The organism is Phenylobacterium sp. Root700, assembly GCF_001429025.1.
Classification (GTDB): Bacteria; Pseudomonadota; Alphaproteobacteria; order Caulobacterales; family Caulobacteraceae; genus Phenylobacterium.
In genome coordinates, this window is the sequence record NZ_LMHT01000012.1 from 17,808 (window position 1) to 33,880 (window position 16,073).

Consider the following 16,073-nt stretch of genomic DNA (forward strand, 5'->3'; position numbering starts at 1 on the left):
TCCCCCAACGCTTGGCCTGACTGGTAAGGATCGAACATGCTTCCCGCAAAGCGCGCCCTGGGCGCTGGCATAGGCTTGGCCGTCGCCCTAGGCCTGATGGCCGCGGCGCCGCCGTCGGCGGACCTCATCGTCGTCAACGGCAAGGTCTATACGGCCGACGCCTCCCACAAGATGGTCAGTGCGCTTGCCGTGCGCGGCAACCGGATCGTGGCGACCGGGACGGACAAGGAGATCGAAAAGCTCCAAGGCGCGAAGACCCGCGTGATCAACGCCCAAGGCCACTCGGTCCTGCCGGGGTTCATCGATTCACACGTCCACATGCTGGCCGGCGCCGAGGGGCTGGAAGGCCCGAACTTGTCCGGCGTCCGCAACGCCGCTCAACTTCAGAAAGTCGTGGGCGAGTTTATCGCGGCCCACCCGGAGCTCACCTGGATCCGTGGCGGCGGCTTCTATGCGGACTTCACGCGACATGATCTTGATCCGGTGACCGGCGACAAACCTGTCCTGCTCATGGCCGGCGACGGCCACAGCATGCTGGCCAACACCAAGGCGATGAAACTGGCCGGGATCACCAAGGACACGCCCTCGCCCGCCGGCGGTGAAATCGCCCACGACCCCGTAACGGGCGAGCCGACCGGAGTGTTTCTGGAAACCGCTCAAAGCCTGGTCCAACGGGCCCTTCCCGTTCAGACGACCGCCGACCTGGAGCGCATGGTCCGCGAAGCGACGGACGAGGCTCACAAGGCGGGGGTCACGACAATCGTCAATGTCGGCCATCCGCCGGAGCTGGCGATCTACGACGGAATGCGTCGGCGCGGGGAACTGAAACTTCGAATTCACAACGCGCTTTGGCTGACCCCCGGGTCGCCCACGGAGTTCCGGCCAGGCCTAGGGTTCCCTGACGTCTTCACCTTCTCCGAGCAAGACGCCGATGTGTTCGAGGGGATCAGGCGCACCTACCCCGACAACGAGCTCATGACCGTCAACATGGTGAAGATCATGATGGACGGGGTCATCGAGTCCCACACCGCCGCCATGCTGAAGCCCTATGCCGATGAGCCGGGCGTGGGCGAGACCAACTACACCCCCGCCGAATTGAACCGGGCCATCTCGATGATGGACCGCCGGGGCTGGCAGATCATGACGCACGCCCTCGGAGATCGCGCCGTCAGGATGGCGCTCGACGGCTACCAGGTCGCCGAGACGGCGAACCCCGCGCCTGCGAGGGGCCGCCGCCACAAGATCGAGCACATGGAAAGCGTCGATCCGGCCGACATCCCGCGGTTCGCCGCCTTGGGCGTCATCGCTTCCTTCCAGACGGCCCACGCCGGAGGCATGAACGATCCCCAGCACCGTGGCCAACGGTGGCGCTATCTTGGCTATGAGAGATCGGCCTGGGGCTTCCCCTGGAAGAGCATCAAGGACGCTGGCGGTCGGCTCGCGCTTGGCAGCGATTGGCCGGTCGTCTCCTTGAACCCCGGCTATGCGATGTCCGTGGCGCTCAATCGGCTCGAAAACAAGCCGATCCCGGACCAGAAGCTGACCCTGACCGAAATCCTCGACGGTTATACGCGCGACGGCGCCTACACGATCTTCGAGGATAAGCGCCTCGGTTCGCTCGAAGTCGGGAAACTGGCCGACGTCGTCATCCTGGCTGACGACATCTTCGCCAAGCCCCCCAGCAGCGGCGCCGACCTCGTGGTGGATCAAACGATCTTCGACGGCCAGGTCGTGTATCGCCGCGACGGCGTCGCCGATCGCAAATGACGCCTGCCGACCAGACGTAACGCCCGCCAGTCAAGTGATCTCAGTTAGGACCGCTTGACTGGCGACGAGCGCTTGGCGCCGCCGCGGCGCCGGCCAGTCAAAGAGGCTGCGCCACGCCGGCAGGCCCGACTTCACCTTGACATATATGCCCAATACTTGCGCCTCCGCTGCACTAACGCCGCGCTTGCCGGCAAAATCACGTCCAAACCCTCACTAACAGGCACGATGCTTGACAGCGTTTCTATTGTGATCACAGGCTGCGCTTGACAAAATCGGGAGGGTGCGTCGTGAAACCAGTCAGTCGACTAAAAGCGCAACTATTCGGATGCGCAGTTATCCCCTTAATCGCGCTCGCCAGCGCCGCTCAGGGGGCCGAGGCGACGGAAAAAAATCGAGGGACGGAGATCAGCGAGATCGTCGTCACGGCGACGCGTCAGGAGCAGTCGCTGAGCAAGGTGGCCATCAGCGCCACCGCGTTCACGCAGGAGACCCTGGACAATAAGAGCGTCAAGTCCATCGACGACCTCACCCGGCTCTCGCCTGGCGTCAACTTGACCCGAAACGGCTTCGGCACGCAGGCGAGCATTTCGATCCGCGGCATCAGTTCCGACATTGGGGCCGGCACCACCGGCATCTATATCGACGACACGCCCATCCAGACCCGCTCGGTTGGCTACTCTTCGACCAACGCCTATCCGCAACTCTTCGACCTCGCCCGTGTGGAAGTTCTGCGCGGCCCGCAAGGCACCTTGTTCGGCGCCGGCTCCCAAGGCGGCACGGTGCGGTTCATCACGCCCGATCCCAGCCTGACCGACTTCAGCACCTATGGTCGGGCCGAAGTCGCCGCCACCAAGAGCGGCTCGCCCAGCGCCGATATCGGCGTCGCCACCGGCGGCCCGATCATCGCCGACAAGCTCGGCTTCCGGGTCAGCGCCTCGGTACGTCACGAGGGCGGGTTCATTGACCGCATCGACTGGCAGACCGGCAAGGTCATCGACAAGGATTCGAACTCCCAGGACGCCGTCGTCATGCGCGGCGCGCTGACCTGGGCGCCGACCGAGAACCTGAGGATCAGCCCGTCGGTCATCTATCAGGACGTCAAACTCAACGACACCTACGCCTTCTGGGATACGATCTCAGACCCGTCGGAGAACGTCTACAAGCAAGGTCAGTCGCTTCCGCAGACCGACAAGGACAACTTCGTCCTGCCCGCGCTCAAGATAAACTATGACATGGGGGCGGTCGAATTCGTCTCCAACACGTCGTACTTCACACGGATCACTCACGCGATCGACGACTATACAACGCTGAGCGCCGGCCTATTCGCCGACGACACTCATATTCCAGGGTTCCCCGAGTACGTTTCGTACGCCTACATGGAAAACAAGCAAAACGTCTTCACACAAGAAGTGCGTTTGCAGTCGACCGATACGGAATCGCGCCTCACCTGGGTCGCGGGCGTCTTCTATTCCGACGCCGTCCAGAAATATGTCGAGCACATTGTCGACCCGCAGTTCGAGCAACTGTCCCAACTCCTGTTCGGCGTACCGCTTGAGATCGCCTTCGGACAGTCGCTGATCGGCCCCGATTCCCTGATCGCCTACGGGCGCGTACGCGACAAGCAACTCGCCGCCTTCGGCGACGTGAATTTCCAGCTGACCGACAAACTGAAACTGACCGCCGGCCTTCGCCTCTCCAAGGCCACCGTGCAGTTCAGCGACTTCGGAACCGGCCCCTTCGCTGGCGGGACGACGGCAGCCTCCGGCAAGGCGAGCGAAAAGCCGGTGACGCCAAAGTTTGGCGCAACTTACCAGTTTGACTCCGGCAACATGCTCTACTTCACCGCCGCCAAGGGCTTCCGGGTCGGCGGGGCGAACCCGCACATTCCGGCCAGCCGCTGCGGCACGGACTTCGCGAACCTGGGCATCGCCGGCGCGCCGGACACCTACGAGTCCGACAGCCTGTGGAGCTACGAGTTGGGCTCCAAGAACCGACTGCTCGACAACAGGATGCAGATCGCGGCGAGCGTCTATCGCATCGACTGGAAGAACATCCAGCAAAACCGATATCTGCCCCGATGCGCGATGCAGTTCACCGACAACCTCGGGACCGCCCGCAGCGAGGGCTTTGACCTGCAGGTGCAGTACAATCCGGTCGCCGGGCTGATGCTGGAGGGCTCGCTGGCCTACACCAACGCCAGGTACACCAAGCCGGTCTATGGCCCCTTCGATCCCAACCTGGGGCGAGACCGCATTATCATCAATGAAAACAACCACCTGATAAGCCGCCCCTGGAGCGGAACCCTGGCGGCGGAATACAACTTCACCTCATGGGGCGATCGCGACAGCTATGTCCGCGCGGACTACGAGTATCGGGGTGGCTCAGCCCTGACCGCGGCTCGAGATTCCATGACGACGAGTTTTGATCCGGCCTCTCCGGATCCCGAGCCGACGCACAATCTCAAAGTACGCGCCGGTGTGAAGCTCGACGCCGTGGACATCTCGGTCTTCGCAACGAACATCCTGAACAACCATCCGACGCTGACCCGCTACGCTGAAGGCGGCGACCCGGTGCGGCGCGTCACGACGCTCAACCCGCCGACCGTCGGCCTCACCTTGACGACCCGCTTCTAGACACCACGTGTGATGGCATCGTGGCCTACCCGCATGGGTAGGCCCCGACAGCTTCCGCAAGGCCGATCCGACTGGACCGGATTTGCCAATATCCATTTGATTTTATTATCCTTATTCGTACTTGAGGTGGCTAGTTCGGCCGGAAATGGCCACGCCCACCACCCCTTGACGGACCCCAGATAACAGTGTGTGATCACACATCTATTAAGCTTTGCGCCTGAGGGGCCATGAACATGAAACACCTGCCATTGATCGGCGTCCTGCTGCTTAGCGCATGCTCGCCCACCGCTCCGGCCCCGGCCAAGGACGTGGCGGCCGCACCGGCGGCGGTCGACGTCGCCGCCACCCAAGCCGAGGTCCGCACCTTCATCGAGACCTACAACGGCTACTACGGCGCCAACGATCTCGACCGTTACTTCGCCTCCTTCGATCCGGGCCTGACCCAATGGTGGCCCAGCGGCCGCGTCGACTTGGCGACCTATGAGAAGAGCTGGCGCGAGGGCGTGGCCAAGGGCTACGGAACCGCCAAGGCCGTGGTTTCGGACCTGCAGATCCAGGTCGGTCCGTCGGGCGACACGGCGGTTGCGACCTATCTCCTCGAAGTCACCCCGCGCGTCCCGGCCGGCAAGACCGCGACCGTGGAGCGGAACCAGGAGACCGACGTGCTCTTCAAACAAGCCGGCCAGTGGAAGATCGTCCACGTGAACTACGGTCCGGCGGCGCCGCCCAAGAAATAGAAGATATCGGCAAAAACGATCGGCGGCGGGCCCCTCAAGGCCCGCCGTCATTCGTCGCAGCTTCCCGGACTCGCTGTGTTCGGCAGATCCCCATGGCCCGCACGATCGACCGGGCCCAAGCGTCCCAGGTCGCCTAAATGATAGGCGCCCGCCCTGGACCGCTGCTCAATTCCCGCCCAGGTCCCAGCAATGGCGGTGAAACGTCTCCCCAGCCTTGCTGGCCTTGGGAGCGAACAACCATCCTCAGTTCGTCAAGAAGAACCACGCCACCGCCGAGGCGGAACGTGGTCAAAATGGGGATAACTACAAACATGACCTATCTGAAAACCGCTCTTTGCGCGACGGCTGGCGCCCTGATGTTCGCTGGCGCCGCCATGGCCGATCCGCTCGCCTCGCCCGCCATGACCGGTCCGGTCCTGGCCAATCCAAACCCGATCTCGGTCGACGCTGGTCCTCTGGGACAAGTCTATGTGAGCGGCGTGGTCAGCGGCGTGGCCATGGCGCAGAGCAATCCCGCCTTCGGCGATCACAAGACCCAGGCCGACATCAGCAACGGCCAGGTGGTCATCCAGACGACCGAAGGGCCCATCCAATTCTACGTCCAGGCCGGCATCTATTCCCTGCCCTCGCTCGGGCTCGGCTATATGAAGTCGGACAAAATCACCGACGCGACCTTCGGCGCTGTGCCGAACGCCTACGTCAAGATCGTTCCCAGCGACAACGTCTCGGTCATGATCGGCAAGCTGCCGACCCTGGTGGGCGCGGAGTACACCTTCACCTTCCAGAACATGAACATCGTGCGCGGCCTGCTGTGGAACCAGGAGCCGGCGGTCAGCCAAGGCGTCCAGTTCAACTTCGCCAGCGGCCCGATCAGCGCCTCGGTCGCCTGGACCGACGGCTACTATTCGGAAAAGGCCAACTGGATCTCCGGCTTGCTGACCTACACCGTGTCGCCGTCGGACTCGGTCAGCGTGGTGGCCGCCGCCAGCACCTCGGACAACTCCCACTCGAGCTTCGCCACCTCGCCGCTGCTGAACAACAGCGAGATCTACAACCTGCTCTACACCCATAACTCGGGCGGCCTGACCATCACGCCGTATCTGCAGTACAGCCGCGTCTCCGAAGACGCCGGGCTCGGCATCCCCGCCGACTCCGCCACCTTCGGCGCGGCGGTGCTGGGCAAGTACGCCTTCAGCGACGAGTTCAGCCTGGCGGCCCGGGCCGAGTACATCAAGTCCACGGGCTCGGTGGCCAAGGGCACGCCGAACCTGCTCTACGGGCCGGGCAGCAAGGCCTGGTCGCTCACCGTCACCCCGACCTATCAAAAGGGCGTCTTCTTCCTGCGCGGAGAGGCTTCCTATGTTCAGGTCCTCGACAGCACCCCGGGCTTCGCACTCGGCGACAGCGGCACGGACAAGAGCCAGTTCCGCGCCATCGCCGAGGCCGGCTTCGTCTTCTAAACCGCTGGGGGCGCAACTCGCCCCCGTGATCACACTACCGTCCCACCGCCTCCTCTCTGGAGGCGGTGGGATAGATGATCGAAGGCGGCGCCGACGCGCCCCTCCCGGGTGGATCAGCCCCGCAGATCAGCCCTGACCAGACCCCGCGCAATCAAGCCCCAGACGCCCCACTCTGCTCCAAGCCCCACGCGGGCGGAGACACAGCCAAGCGGCCAATCGCTCGCCCGGCGACCAGGCCGACTTGACATCGGTCGCGGTTACCCCAAATCGTGATCACAGATAGCCGGCAATCTAGCGCCTGGCGCGAAGCTGTATTTTGGGGGATGTGCATGGGCAGGAAGAACGGCGCCGGACGCGGCCAGGATCGCGACCTCGGCATGGGGCGCAACATCGACCGCCGCGACTTTCTCCAGGGCTCGGCGGTAGCCATGGTCGCCGCCGGCGCGCTGTCGCCGGAACTGGCGGCGGCCGCCGCCGAAGTCGCCGCGCAGGACAAGCCTGGCTACTATCCCCCGACCCTCACCGGAATGCGCGGCAGCCACCCCGGCTCCTTCGAGGACGCGCACATCATTCGCGACCGGGGCGGATTCGCCGGCAGCGGCAGCGACACCGGCGAAGAATACGACCTGGTGATCGTCGGCGCCGGGATCAGCGGCCTCGCGGCGGCGCATTTCTATCGCGAGCGGGCCGGGACCAAGGCCAAGATCCTGATCCTCGACAATCACGACGACTTTGGCGGCCACGCCAAGCGCAACGAGTACATGCTGGGCGGCCGGCTTCAGATCATGAACGGCGGGACGATGGGGATCGAAAGCCCGACGCCCTATAGCCCCGTCGCCGATGGCTTGATGAAGACCCTGGGCATCCATCCCGAGGAGCTCTCCAAGGCCAGCGACGACGACGCCTTCTATGGCGAGATGGGCCTGGGCTCGGGCATCTTCTTCGATCGCGAAACGTTCGGCGTCGACAAGTTCGTCGTCAGCCCGGGGCGCCGGCCCCGCGCCGATGGACAGCCGAACGCCATGGCCGCGTTCATCGCCCAGATTCCGCTCTCCGAGCCCGCGCGCCGCGACGTGCTGGCGATCGAGACCGGGGACATCGACTACATGCCGGGGCTTACTCAGGACCAGAAGAAGCAGCGCCTGGCGCGCATGAGCTACCAGGACTACCTGCTCAACGTCGTGAAGGCCGATCCGGGGGTCATTCCCTACTATCTGCATCGGACCGACGGCCTTTGGGGATGCGGCATCGACGGGGTCTCGGCCCTCGACTGCTGGGGCAGCCATTTCCCCGGCTTCAAGGGCCTGAAGCTCGACCGCACCGCCACGCCGCTGATGGGCTATACGCCCGGCAACGAAATGGCCACGGGCGGATCCTACGGGTTCCACTTCCCGGACGGCAACGCCTCCATCGCCCGCCTGCTGGTCCGCAACCTGATCCCAGCGGCCATGCCCGGCTCAACCGCAGAAGACGTCGTGACCGCGCGGGCCGACTACAGCCAGCTCGACAAGGCGGGCCAGCCGGTTCGCATTCGCCTGTCCAGCGTCGTGGTTCACGCGGCGAACAACAAGGCCCCGGCCAAGGCCGGCGTCCAGGTCACCTACATGCGAGGCGGCAAGTCCTACGTGGTGAAGGCCAAGCACTGCGTGATGGCCAGCTGGAACATGATGATCCCGTACATCTGCCCGGAGCTGCCCGCGCCCCAGAAGGTCGCCCTGCACTATCTGGTGAAGACCCCGCTGGTCTACACGACGGTGGCGCTGCGCAACTGGGAGGCGTTCAAGGCGCTGGGCGTGTCCAACGTGTCTTGCCCTGGCGGCTACCACACCGGGGTGAGCCTCAATCAGGCGCAGCACATCGGCGGCTACCAAAGCCCGCGCTCGCCCAGCGAGCCGATCCTGGTTCACATGACGCGGACCCCCGCCAGTCCCGGTCTGCCGGAACGCGAGCAGCACAAGGTCGGCCGGATGGAGTTGCTGACCACGCCCTTCGAAACCTTCGAGCACAATATCCGCGACCAACTCGGCCGCGTGCTGGGCGGCGGCGGCTTCGATCCCGCCCGCGATATCCTCGGCATCACCGTCAACCGCTGGCCGCACGGCTACGCGCCGGAATACAACTCGCTGATCGACCCCGACGAAGGCCTGCCGCTGAAGGCCGCCCGCGCCAAGTTCGGCTCCATCGCCATCGCCAACGCCGACTCCGGTGGCGGCGCCTATACCGACGTGGCCATGGACCAGGCCCATCGGGCGGTGAGCGAACTGCTCGCCTGAGCTTAAAGGCCCTCACGGCGCGATCGAGCTGCCAAGGCCGCATTTGCGACCTTGGCGGTCGCCTCGCGACAAATTCGCACAACTGTGATCACATAATGACGCAGGCGTCACATTGGACGCGAGTGATCGCGCCCCCAATGAGAAGGCGACGCCCCTTCCAGGGCCTTGCTCAGACAGAGATCTGAGAAAAATACCGCGGTCACCGTCACATGATACGCTTCGGCTTTGACCTTATTAGTGATCACAGTTATAGGGATAGAGATGCTGATCCCTCCCACCCCTTTCACTCGGAACCGCGCTTCGGCGCCCGCAGCCGTCGCGCGTGAAATCTAAGATGGCTACGCTCCGCCCCACGCTTGGCGTCGTCTGCTGCACCCGGACCGTCGGGTCCGATCAGGCGCAGGCGGTGATGAACCGTTATGTCACCGCGGCGATGACCTTTGCCGACACCAGCGCCCTGCTGGTCCCGGCCCTCCCCGAACTGATGGCGGCCCATGAAGTCGCGCCGCGCCTCGATGGCCTGCTGCTGACCGGCAGCCCGTCCAATGTCGATCCCGAGCGCTATGGCCAGGGCGGCGCGGCCGACGCTACGGGCCCCTACGATCTGGCCCGGGACACCATGACCTCGGCGCTGATCAAGGCGATGCTCGACCTGGGCAAGCCGGTGTTCGGCATCTGCCGCGGCCTGCAGGAACTGAACGTCGCCTTCGGCGGCACGCTTCGGCGCGACGCCAGCGCGTCGAGCGACCTGCTGGCCCACCACGCGCCCGACGACGCCGGCTGGGACGAGATGTTCGCCCACAGCCACGAGGTCGAGTTGACGGCGGGCGGGGTGCTGAACAAAGGCCTCTCGCGCGACCGGATACTGGTGAACTCGGTGCACTATCAGGCGATCGGCCAACTGGGCGCCGGCCTGACCGTGGAGGCCCGCGCGCCCGACGGCGTGGTCGAAGCCATCTCCGCCCAGGTCAACGGCGCCCCCGTCGTCGCGGTGCAGTGGCACCCCGAATGGCGCACCGCCGACAACCCCGACTCGCAAGCCTATTTCCAGTTGCTCGGCCGCGCTCTGCGCGGCGAGTTAGACGCCAAGATCTGAGGACCCGACCGTGACCCGCAAGAATTACGACATCGCCGAACTCCGCCGCCTCGACGTGGCCCACCACCTGCCCGCCCAGCAGGACCACGGCCTGATGCGCGATATCGGCGGCAGCCGGATCATCACTCGCGCCGACGGCTGCTTCATCTATGACGGCGACGGCGCGGCGATCCTCGACGGCATGGCCGGCCTCTGGTGCGTGCAGGTCGGTTACGGCCGCAAGGAACTGGCTGACGCCGCGCACGAGCAGATGCTGGAGCTGCCCTACTACAACACCTTCTTCAAGACGGCCTCGCCGCCCACGATCCGGCTGGCCACGAAGATCTCCGAGCTGCTCGGCGGCAATCTCAGCCATGTCTTCTTCAACAGCTCCGGCTCTGAAGCCATCGACACCATTATCCGGCTGACGCGCTTCTACTGGCAGGCCAAGGGCCAGCCGGAACGCAACATCATCATCGCGCGCACCAACGGCTATCACGGCTCCACCATCGCCGGGGCCAGCCTTGGCGGCATGAAGGCCATGCACGACCAGGGCGGCCCCTGGGTGCCGGGCATGGAACGCATCATGCAGCCCTATCCCTTCGGCGAAGGCTTCGGCCAGGACCCGGTGAAGTTCGGCGAGCTGGCAGCCGACGCCCTGGAACAGCGCATCCTGGAGCTGGGCCCCGAGAACGTCGCCGCCTTCATCGGCGAGCCGGTGCAAGGCGCCGGCGGCGTGATCATCCCGCCGGAGAACTACTGGAAGCGGGTCGAGGCCATCTGCCGCAAGTACGGCATTCTGCTGATCAGCGACGACGTGATCTGCGGCTACGGCCGCCTGGGCAGCTGGTTCGGCTTCCAGCACTACGGCATCAAGCCCGACCTGGTCTCGATGGCCAAGGGCCTGTCCTCCGGCTACCTGCCGATCTCGGCGGTCGGCGTGGCGGACCACATCGTCGAGGTGCTGCGCGGGCATGGCGACGATTTCGTCCACGGCTTCACCTATTCGGGGCACCCGACGGCCGCCGCCGTGGCGCTGAAGAATATCGAGATCATGGAGCGCGAGAATCTGGTGCAGCGCACGCGCGACGACACCGGCCCCTATCTGGCGCGCGGCATGGCCGAACTCGCCAAGCATCCGTTGGTCGGTGAAGCCCGCTCGCTTGGCCTGATCGGCGCGGTGGAGATCGTCTCCAAGAAGGGGACCAACGAACGGTTCGGCGGCAAGGAAGGCAAGGCTGGCCCGATCGTCCGCGACCTCTGCATCAAGAACGGCCTGATGGTGCGGGCCGTCCGCGACAGCCTGGTGATGAGCCCGCCGCTGGTCATCAGCCATGCGGAGATCGACTCCATGCTGAGCATCATCGCCAAGTCGCTGGACGAGGCCGAGCCGGCCCTGCGCGCGCTGCAGGCCTCGGCCGCCACGCCCGAGCCTCAGATCAGCTAGGCGCGACCGCCTCTAAGGACTATCGCGCCGACGACCGAAACCTCGGTCGTCGGCGTTCGTTTTCCCCCTGCTCGACCGGAGATCCGGAATGACCCAAGCCGCCGCCTCGCCCGCCGGGAATCCCCTGGCGATGGAACGCCTTGATCTGATCAAGACCGGCGCCTTCATCGGCGGCGAGTGGGTGGGCGAGCCGTCCGGCGCCACCTTCCCGGTGCTCAACCCCGCCGACGGGTCGCTGATCGTCGAGATAGCCGATGGCGGCGCAGATCTGGCCAAGGCCGCGGCCGACGCGGCGGCCCAGGCCTTCGTGACCTGGCGCCACACCACGGCCAAGACGCGCTCGAGCCTGCTGCGCGCCTGGTTCGATCTGGTGATCAAGCACCAGGACGATCTTGCCCGCCTGATGGCCTGGGAAATGGGCAAGCCGCTCGCCGAGGCCAAAGGCGAAGTGGCCTACGGGGCCGGCTATCTCGAATGGTTCGCCGAGGAGGCCAAGCGCGCCAACGGCGACGTCATCCCGACACCGATCGCCGGCCGCCAGATGCTGGCCGTGCGCGAACCGCTGGGCGTCGCCGCGGTGATCACCCCCTGGAATTTCCCCGTCGCGATGATCGCGCGCAAGTTCGGCCCGGCCCTGGCGGCAGGCTGCACCGTGGTGGCCAAGCCCGCCGAAGATACGCCCCTGTCGGCCCTGGCCCTGGTGCAGCTCGCGCACGAGGCCGGCGTCCCGGCCGGCGTGATCAACATCGTGCCGGCCAGCCGCGCACGCACGCCCGACATCGCCCAAGCCTGGCTGGACGACGGCCGCGTCCGTAAGATCTCGTTCACCGGCTCCACCCCCGTCGGCAAGCTGCTGGCCCGCGGCTCGGCCGACACGTTGAAGCGCCTGTCGCTGGAACTCGGCGGCGACGCGCCGTTCATCGTCTTCGAGGACGCCGATCTGGATGTGGCGGTCGACGCCCTGATGAAGGCCAAGTTCCGCAACGCCGGCCAGGCCTGCATCGCGGCCAACCGGGTCCTGGTTCACGACAGCATCTACGACGCCTTCGCCGGCAAGATGGCCGACGCCGTCGGACGCCTCACGGTGGGCGCGGCCCAGGACGGGGCCTTCGACATCGGGCCGCTCATCAATCAGCGCGCGCTCGACAAGGTGGAGCGGCTGGTGGCCGAGGCGCTCGCCGCCGGCGCGCGCGTGCTGGTGGGCGGCGCGCGTCATTCGTCCGGGGGAGCCTTCTACCAGCCGACCGTCCTGACGGACGTTCCCGACCACCTGCGCGCGTCATGCGAGGAGATCTTCGGCCCGGTCCTGCCGCTCGCGCGGTTCAAGACCGAGGACGAAGCCGTGGCGCTCGCCAACGACACCGCCTTCGGCCTGGCCGCCTACTTCTGCTCCAAGGACCAGGCGCGCGTCTGGCGGGTGGCCGGACGTCTGGAGGCCGGCATGGTCGGGATCAACGAAGGCGCCATCTCCAGCGAGTACGCGCCCTTCGGCGGCGTCAAGGAATCCGGCTACGGCCGCGAGGGCTCGGTCCACGGCCTCGCGGAATACCAGTCATTGAAATACATCTGCATGGGCGGGCTCGGCTAAGACCGGCTCGGCCCCCAGGGACGGGCGCGCCTAACGCTCCGCCCAGGCGCCGGCGACGATCAGGCCCATGCCGTCGCGGATGTCGGAGGCGATGGCCTCGCGCAGCGCATTGGCGTCGTTCGCCTGAATGGCCGCAAGCGCGACCCGGTGCTGATCGACCACATTGGCGGTGCCGTAGCGACCATAGACGGTGCGCATAAATGGCCCGAACTGCAGCCAAAGAGCCTCGATCAGGCGGTTCAGCGTCGGGCGATTGTTCTCCCGATAGATCGCGAAGTGGAACCGGAAGTTGGCTTCCATGTATCCGAGCACGTCGCCGTTCTCCATGGCGAGGTCCAGGGCGGCGTCGATATCGCGCAAATGCTTCAGCTGAGCGCTGGTGATGTTCGGCAGGGCCTGGACGGCGGCTTCCGGCTCGAGCAACAAGCGGCAATCCAGCAGATCGGCGAACCGCTCGGCGGTCATGGCCGAGACCTCGATCTTACGCTTGGAGCGAATCTGCACCGCGCCCTCGGCGGCCAGCCGGCTCAAGGCGTCACGCACCGGCATCTGGCTGACGCCCATTTCCAACGCCAGTCCGCGCGTCGACAGGCTGACGCCAGGCACGATCTTGCCTGTGATCATACGGCGCCGCAGCTCTTCATAGATGCTGGCGTGGAGCACGGGCTCGGGGGCGGCCTCAAGCTCATCCACAACGCGCGAGGCCGACCTGATCTGCGCCGACGCCTTTGGCACATTCGACGCGTTCGACATACGAATTCACTCCCGCCCACAAGATCTCCAACCCACATATAGGTGCGATCTCACGTCTCGGGTAGGCGTTCAATTATCGCCGCTGAAGCATTCCAGGACTTCAGTTTTTCCGGTTCGGGCCGAACCGCCGCCGCCATGCGCGCGGCCGGCCGGCTGCTCATCCCGCCCGCCGCCTCAGGCCGACAGGATGAGCGACGCCCATTCGAGGCCGTCTCGCCCGCTTGGGTCTACTTCTTGGGCGCATCGTAGGTGACGTAGTACTTGGTGTAGCCCTCGGTTTCCCAACGACCGGCCCAGCCCTTGGGAAGGGTCACCGCGTCGCCGGCGACGATCTTGGTCACCGCGCCGTCCTTCGAGGTCAAGGTGACGCTGCCCTTGAGGAAGTACATGAACTCGTCCTCGCGGTAGGACTCGAAGTCGTGGCTTGACGCCCCCGCCTCATAGATGCCCGCCGAGAACCCCTTGTCGGTCGAGTGCAACATCTCGAAGTCCTTCGTGGTGTTGCCGTTGCGCGTGCGGACCTGGGCGCCCTCGCGCTGGAACACCGGACCGGCGGCGTCGGCCGGTGAAATCTTGACCGGCTGCAGGGCCTGAGCCGAAGCCTCGGTGGCGAGGGCCATCGCGGCGATCATCAGTATCGAGCGGAGCATTCGAAAACCTTCAGTTTGAGAGGGATCTAGGGAACTTCGATCAACGCCCCGCAGAACGTCCGCCGGGCGGGTTGCGGGTCAGGCCATCGCGGCGATCTCGGTGATCGCGCGGTGCGCTTCATCGATCGCGACGTCGGTGTAGGCGTCCCAGCCCGCATCAGAGTTGGCGATGGTGACCCGCCCGATCGGCTGGCGCGCAACCTCGGCGCGGACCTTCTGAACCGCCGGGTCGTCGGTCAGAGATTCCGGAGTGTAGGCATAGCCGTGCGCCCACCGGTTGACCGTGATGCCAGCGACGTCGCGGTCGAAGACGAACCCGCCGGGTCCGAGGATCCTGGTCATCTCGTCACGGATGTTGGTTTCGAAATCCCCGAAGGTCATCGTGTAGAGCTTGGTTCGGCCCGCCCGGTATTGTTCGCGCATGCCGAGCCCGACATTGGGCTCGGTCGGGACAAAGAGCAGGTGCGCGACAATCGGATCGTCGGGCGTGCGCGCGAAGTGATAAGCGCCCAGGCTGACCGGGAAATCGAGCGACATCGACGGGAACATGCCGCCGGGATTGGACACCGCGTTGACGCCCAGCTTGGCCCAGGCGCGCCAGTTACGCATCGCGACATTGATGTAGACCAGCGGCGCCTTGACGTTCATGTGCAGCGCCTCGGCCTGGGCCTCGGGCACGCCTTCCNTCGCGCCTTGACGCGCACCAGCTTGCCGCCCCGGACATAGCCGACCTCGACACCCTCGCCGACATTGCGCACCCGCACGGCCGTCGAGTTGAGCCGAATTCGGACGGTGTTGCCCGGCCGATCGAGGGCTGAATAGTCGAAGGGCGCCAGGACGATGTCTTCCATCGTCTTGCCGGGCGCCGCCCCCGGCACGAGGTCGCGAACCAGCATCCGGGCGATCGACGCGTTCCCGTCTGGGAAATGGTAGATATAGGCCTCGTCGTGTCCGCCCCCGCCGCCACGGCGCAATCGCTGCAGGCCCTTCCCGCCCGGATAACCCGAACGCAGGCAGGTGGTGGCCGACACCGCGTCGATGCCGACACCCCAGAGGCCCTGGGGCTTCTGTTGGTAGAGGGTCAGCACCTCTTCCGAGGCGTCCCAGTAGCGACGCAGGAAGTCGGCGTAGCTGATGTGGTCGGTGACCGCCTTCTGCTCCGCCGCCGTTTTGCCCGGCAAGGGATCGCGGTCGGAGGTCTCGATCTCGAAGATCTTGGCCCGCGCCGCCGGAGACATCGGATAGAGGTCGATCCGCTTGCGCTTGACCTCGATATCCATGCCGGGAGGGTCCGGCTCATCCGGATCGACAGCGGGCCCTGGCCTGATGTCGGCCGGGATCAGCACATCGGCGCCGAACACGCCCTTCTTGAAGAAGGTCGCCGCGCCGGTTTTCGCCTTGTAGTAAAATTCCTGATCGAAGGCGGTGTTGAAGCGGTCGACCTCGATGCCAAGGCCCTTCAGCAGGCCCATCGAGACCTCGCTGTAGCGGCCGCGCGGCGAATCAATCGACTGGGTCCCGCCGTAGCCGNCGACCATCGACGTCGAACTCGTTGCGCTTGGCGTGACCGCCGAAGTCGTCGTGATTGTCGAGGATCAGGATCTTGTCGTTCGGGCGCCTGGCCCGGTGGAAATAGGCCGCCGACAGCCCGCTGATCCCGCCGCCGACGATGACCAGGTCATAGGTTTCG

At 65.5% G+C, this 16,073-nt stretch carries 10 protein-coding genes and 1 pseudogene; 8 read left to right on the forward strand and 3 right to left on the reverse strand.

Going from position 1 to position 16,073, the window contains the following annotated elements; translation table 11 throughout:
- The first annotated feature begins 36 nt into the window (after nucleotides 1–36).
- The 8 genes from ASE02_RS07640 to ASE02_RS07675 all read left to right on the forward strand — a co-directional run bounded on the left by ASE02_RS07640 (nucleotide 37) and on the right by ASE02_RS07675 (nucleotide 12,980).
- A complete protein-coding gene (locus ASE02_RS07640; RefSeq protein ID WP_082601939.1) occupies nucleotides 37–1,767 on the forward strand; it encodes an amidohydrolase in 1,731 nt (576 codons plus the stop codon).
- Between the two features lie 455 nt (nucleotides 1,768–2,222).
- Nucleotides 2,223–4,400, forward strand: coding sequence for a TonB-dependent receptor (locus ASE02_RS07645; RefSeq protein ID WP_056732826.1), 2,178 nt, complete (start codon nucleotides 2,223–2,225; stop codon nucleotides 4,398–4,400).
- 233 nt (nucleotides 4,401–4,633) lie between these two features.
- Nucleotides 4,634–5,137, forward strand: coding sequence for a nuclear transport factor 2 family protein (locus ASE02_RS07650; protein WP_162257150.1), 504 nt, complete (start codon nucleotides 4,634–4,636; stop codon nucleotides 5,135–5,137).
- Between the two features lie 311 nt (nucleotides 5,138–5,448).
- Complete coding sequence (locus tag ASE02_RS07655; RefSeq protein ID WP_200957632.1) at nucleotides 5,449–6,597, forward strand: outer membrane beta-barrel protein; 1,149 nt, start codon at nucleotides 5,449–5,451, stop codon at nucleotides 6,595–6,597.
- A gap of 329 nt (nucleotides 6,598–6,926) precedes the next feature.
- Entirely contained in the window at nucleotides 6,927–8,870 is a 1,944-nt protein-coding gene (locus tag ASE02_RS07660) for an FAD/NAD(P)-binding protein (protein ID WP_162257151.1), read from the forward strand.
- A 334-nt stretch (nucleotides 8,871–9,204) separates the two neighbouring features.
- On the forward strand, nucleotides 9,205–9,966 hold the full coding sequence (locus ASE02_RS07665; protein ID WP_056732834.1) for a gamma-glutamyl-gamma-aminobutyrate hydrolase family protein: 762 nt from the start codon (nucleotides 9,205–9,207) through the stop codon (nucleotides 9,964–9,966).
- A 10-nt stretch (nucleotides 9,967–9,976) separates the two neighbouring features.
- Nucleotides 9,977–11,392 (forward strand): aspartate aminotransferase family protein, encoded by a 1,416-nt coding sequence (locus ASE02_RS07670; RefSeq protein WP_056732836.1) that lies wholly within the window; start codon nucleotides 9,977–9,979, stop codon nucleotides 11,390–11,392.
- 88 nt (nucleotides 11,393–11,480) lie between these two features.
- Complete coding sequence (locus tag ASE02_RS07675) at nucleotides 11,481–12,980, forward strand: NAD-dependent succinate-semialdehyde dehydrogenase (RefSeq protein ID WP_056732838.1); 1,500 nt, start codon at nucleotides 11,481–11,483, stop codon at nucleotides 12,978–12,980.
- A 30-nt stretch (nucleotides 12,981–13,010) separates the two neighbouring features.
- Here ASE02_RS07675 and ASE02_RS07680 read toward each other — a convergent pair whose 3' ends face one another.
- The 3 genes and pseudogenes from ASE02_RS07680 to ASE02_RS23310 all read right to left on the reverse strand — a co-directional run.
- Nucleotides 13,011–13,733 carry a GntR family transcriptional regulator gene (locus tag ASE02_RS07680; protein WP_082601941.1) on the reverse strand — a complete coding sequence of 241 codons (723 nt, stop codon included), beginning with the start codon at nucleotides 13,731–13,733 and terminating at the stop codon, nucleotides 13,011–13,013.
- Between the two features lie 227 nt (nucleotides 13,734–13,960).
- Entirely contained in the window at nucleotides 13,961–14,383 is a 423-nt protein-coding gene (locus ASE02_RS07685; protein WP_056732840.1) for a cupin domain-containing protein, read from the reverse strand.
- A gap of 1,531 nt (nucleotides 14,384–15,914) precedes the next feature.
- Nucleotides 15,915–16,060: pseudogene (locus ASE02_RS23310) on the reverse strand (NAD(P)-binding protein); the annotation flags it as partial.
- Nucleotides 16,061–16,073: the final 13 nt, after the last annotated feature.

Coding starts and splice junctions, on each gene's coding strand:
- ASE02_RS07640 (WP_082601939.1), top strand. CDS start 37: ATGCTTCCCGCAAAGCGCGCCCTGGGCGCTGGCATAGGCTTGGCCGTC.
- ASE02_RS07650 (WP_162257150.1), top strand. CDS start 4,634: ATGAAACACCTGCCATTGATCGGCGTCCTGCTGCTTAGCGCATGCTCG.
- ASE02_RS07655 (WP_200957632.1), top strand. CDS start 5,449: ATGACCTATCTGAAAACCGCTCTTTGCGCGACGGCTGGCGCCCTGATG.
- ASE02_RS07660 (WP_162257151.1), top strand. CDS start 6,927: ATGGGCAGGAAGAACGGCGCCGGACGCGGCCAGGATCGCGACCTCGGC.
- ASE02_RS07665 (WP_056732834.1), top strand. CDS start 9,205: ATGGCTACGCTCCGCCCCACGCTTGGCGTCGTCTGCTGCACCCGGACC.
- ASE02_RS07675 (WP_056732838.1), top strand. CDS start 11,481: ATGACCCAAGCCGCCGCCTCGCCCGCCGGGAATCCCCTGGCGATGGAA.
- ASE02_RS07680 (WP_082601941.1), bottom strand. CDS start 13,733: ATGTCGAACGCGTCGAATGTGCCAAAGGCGTCGGCGCAGATCAGGTCG.
- ASE02_RS07685 (WP_056732840.1), bottom strand. CDS start 14,383: ATGCTCCGCTCGATACTGATGATCGCCGCGATGGCCCTCGCCACCGAG.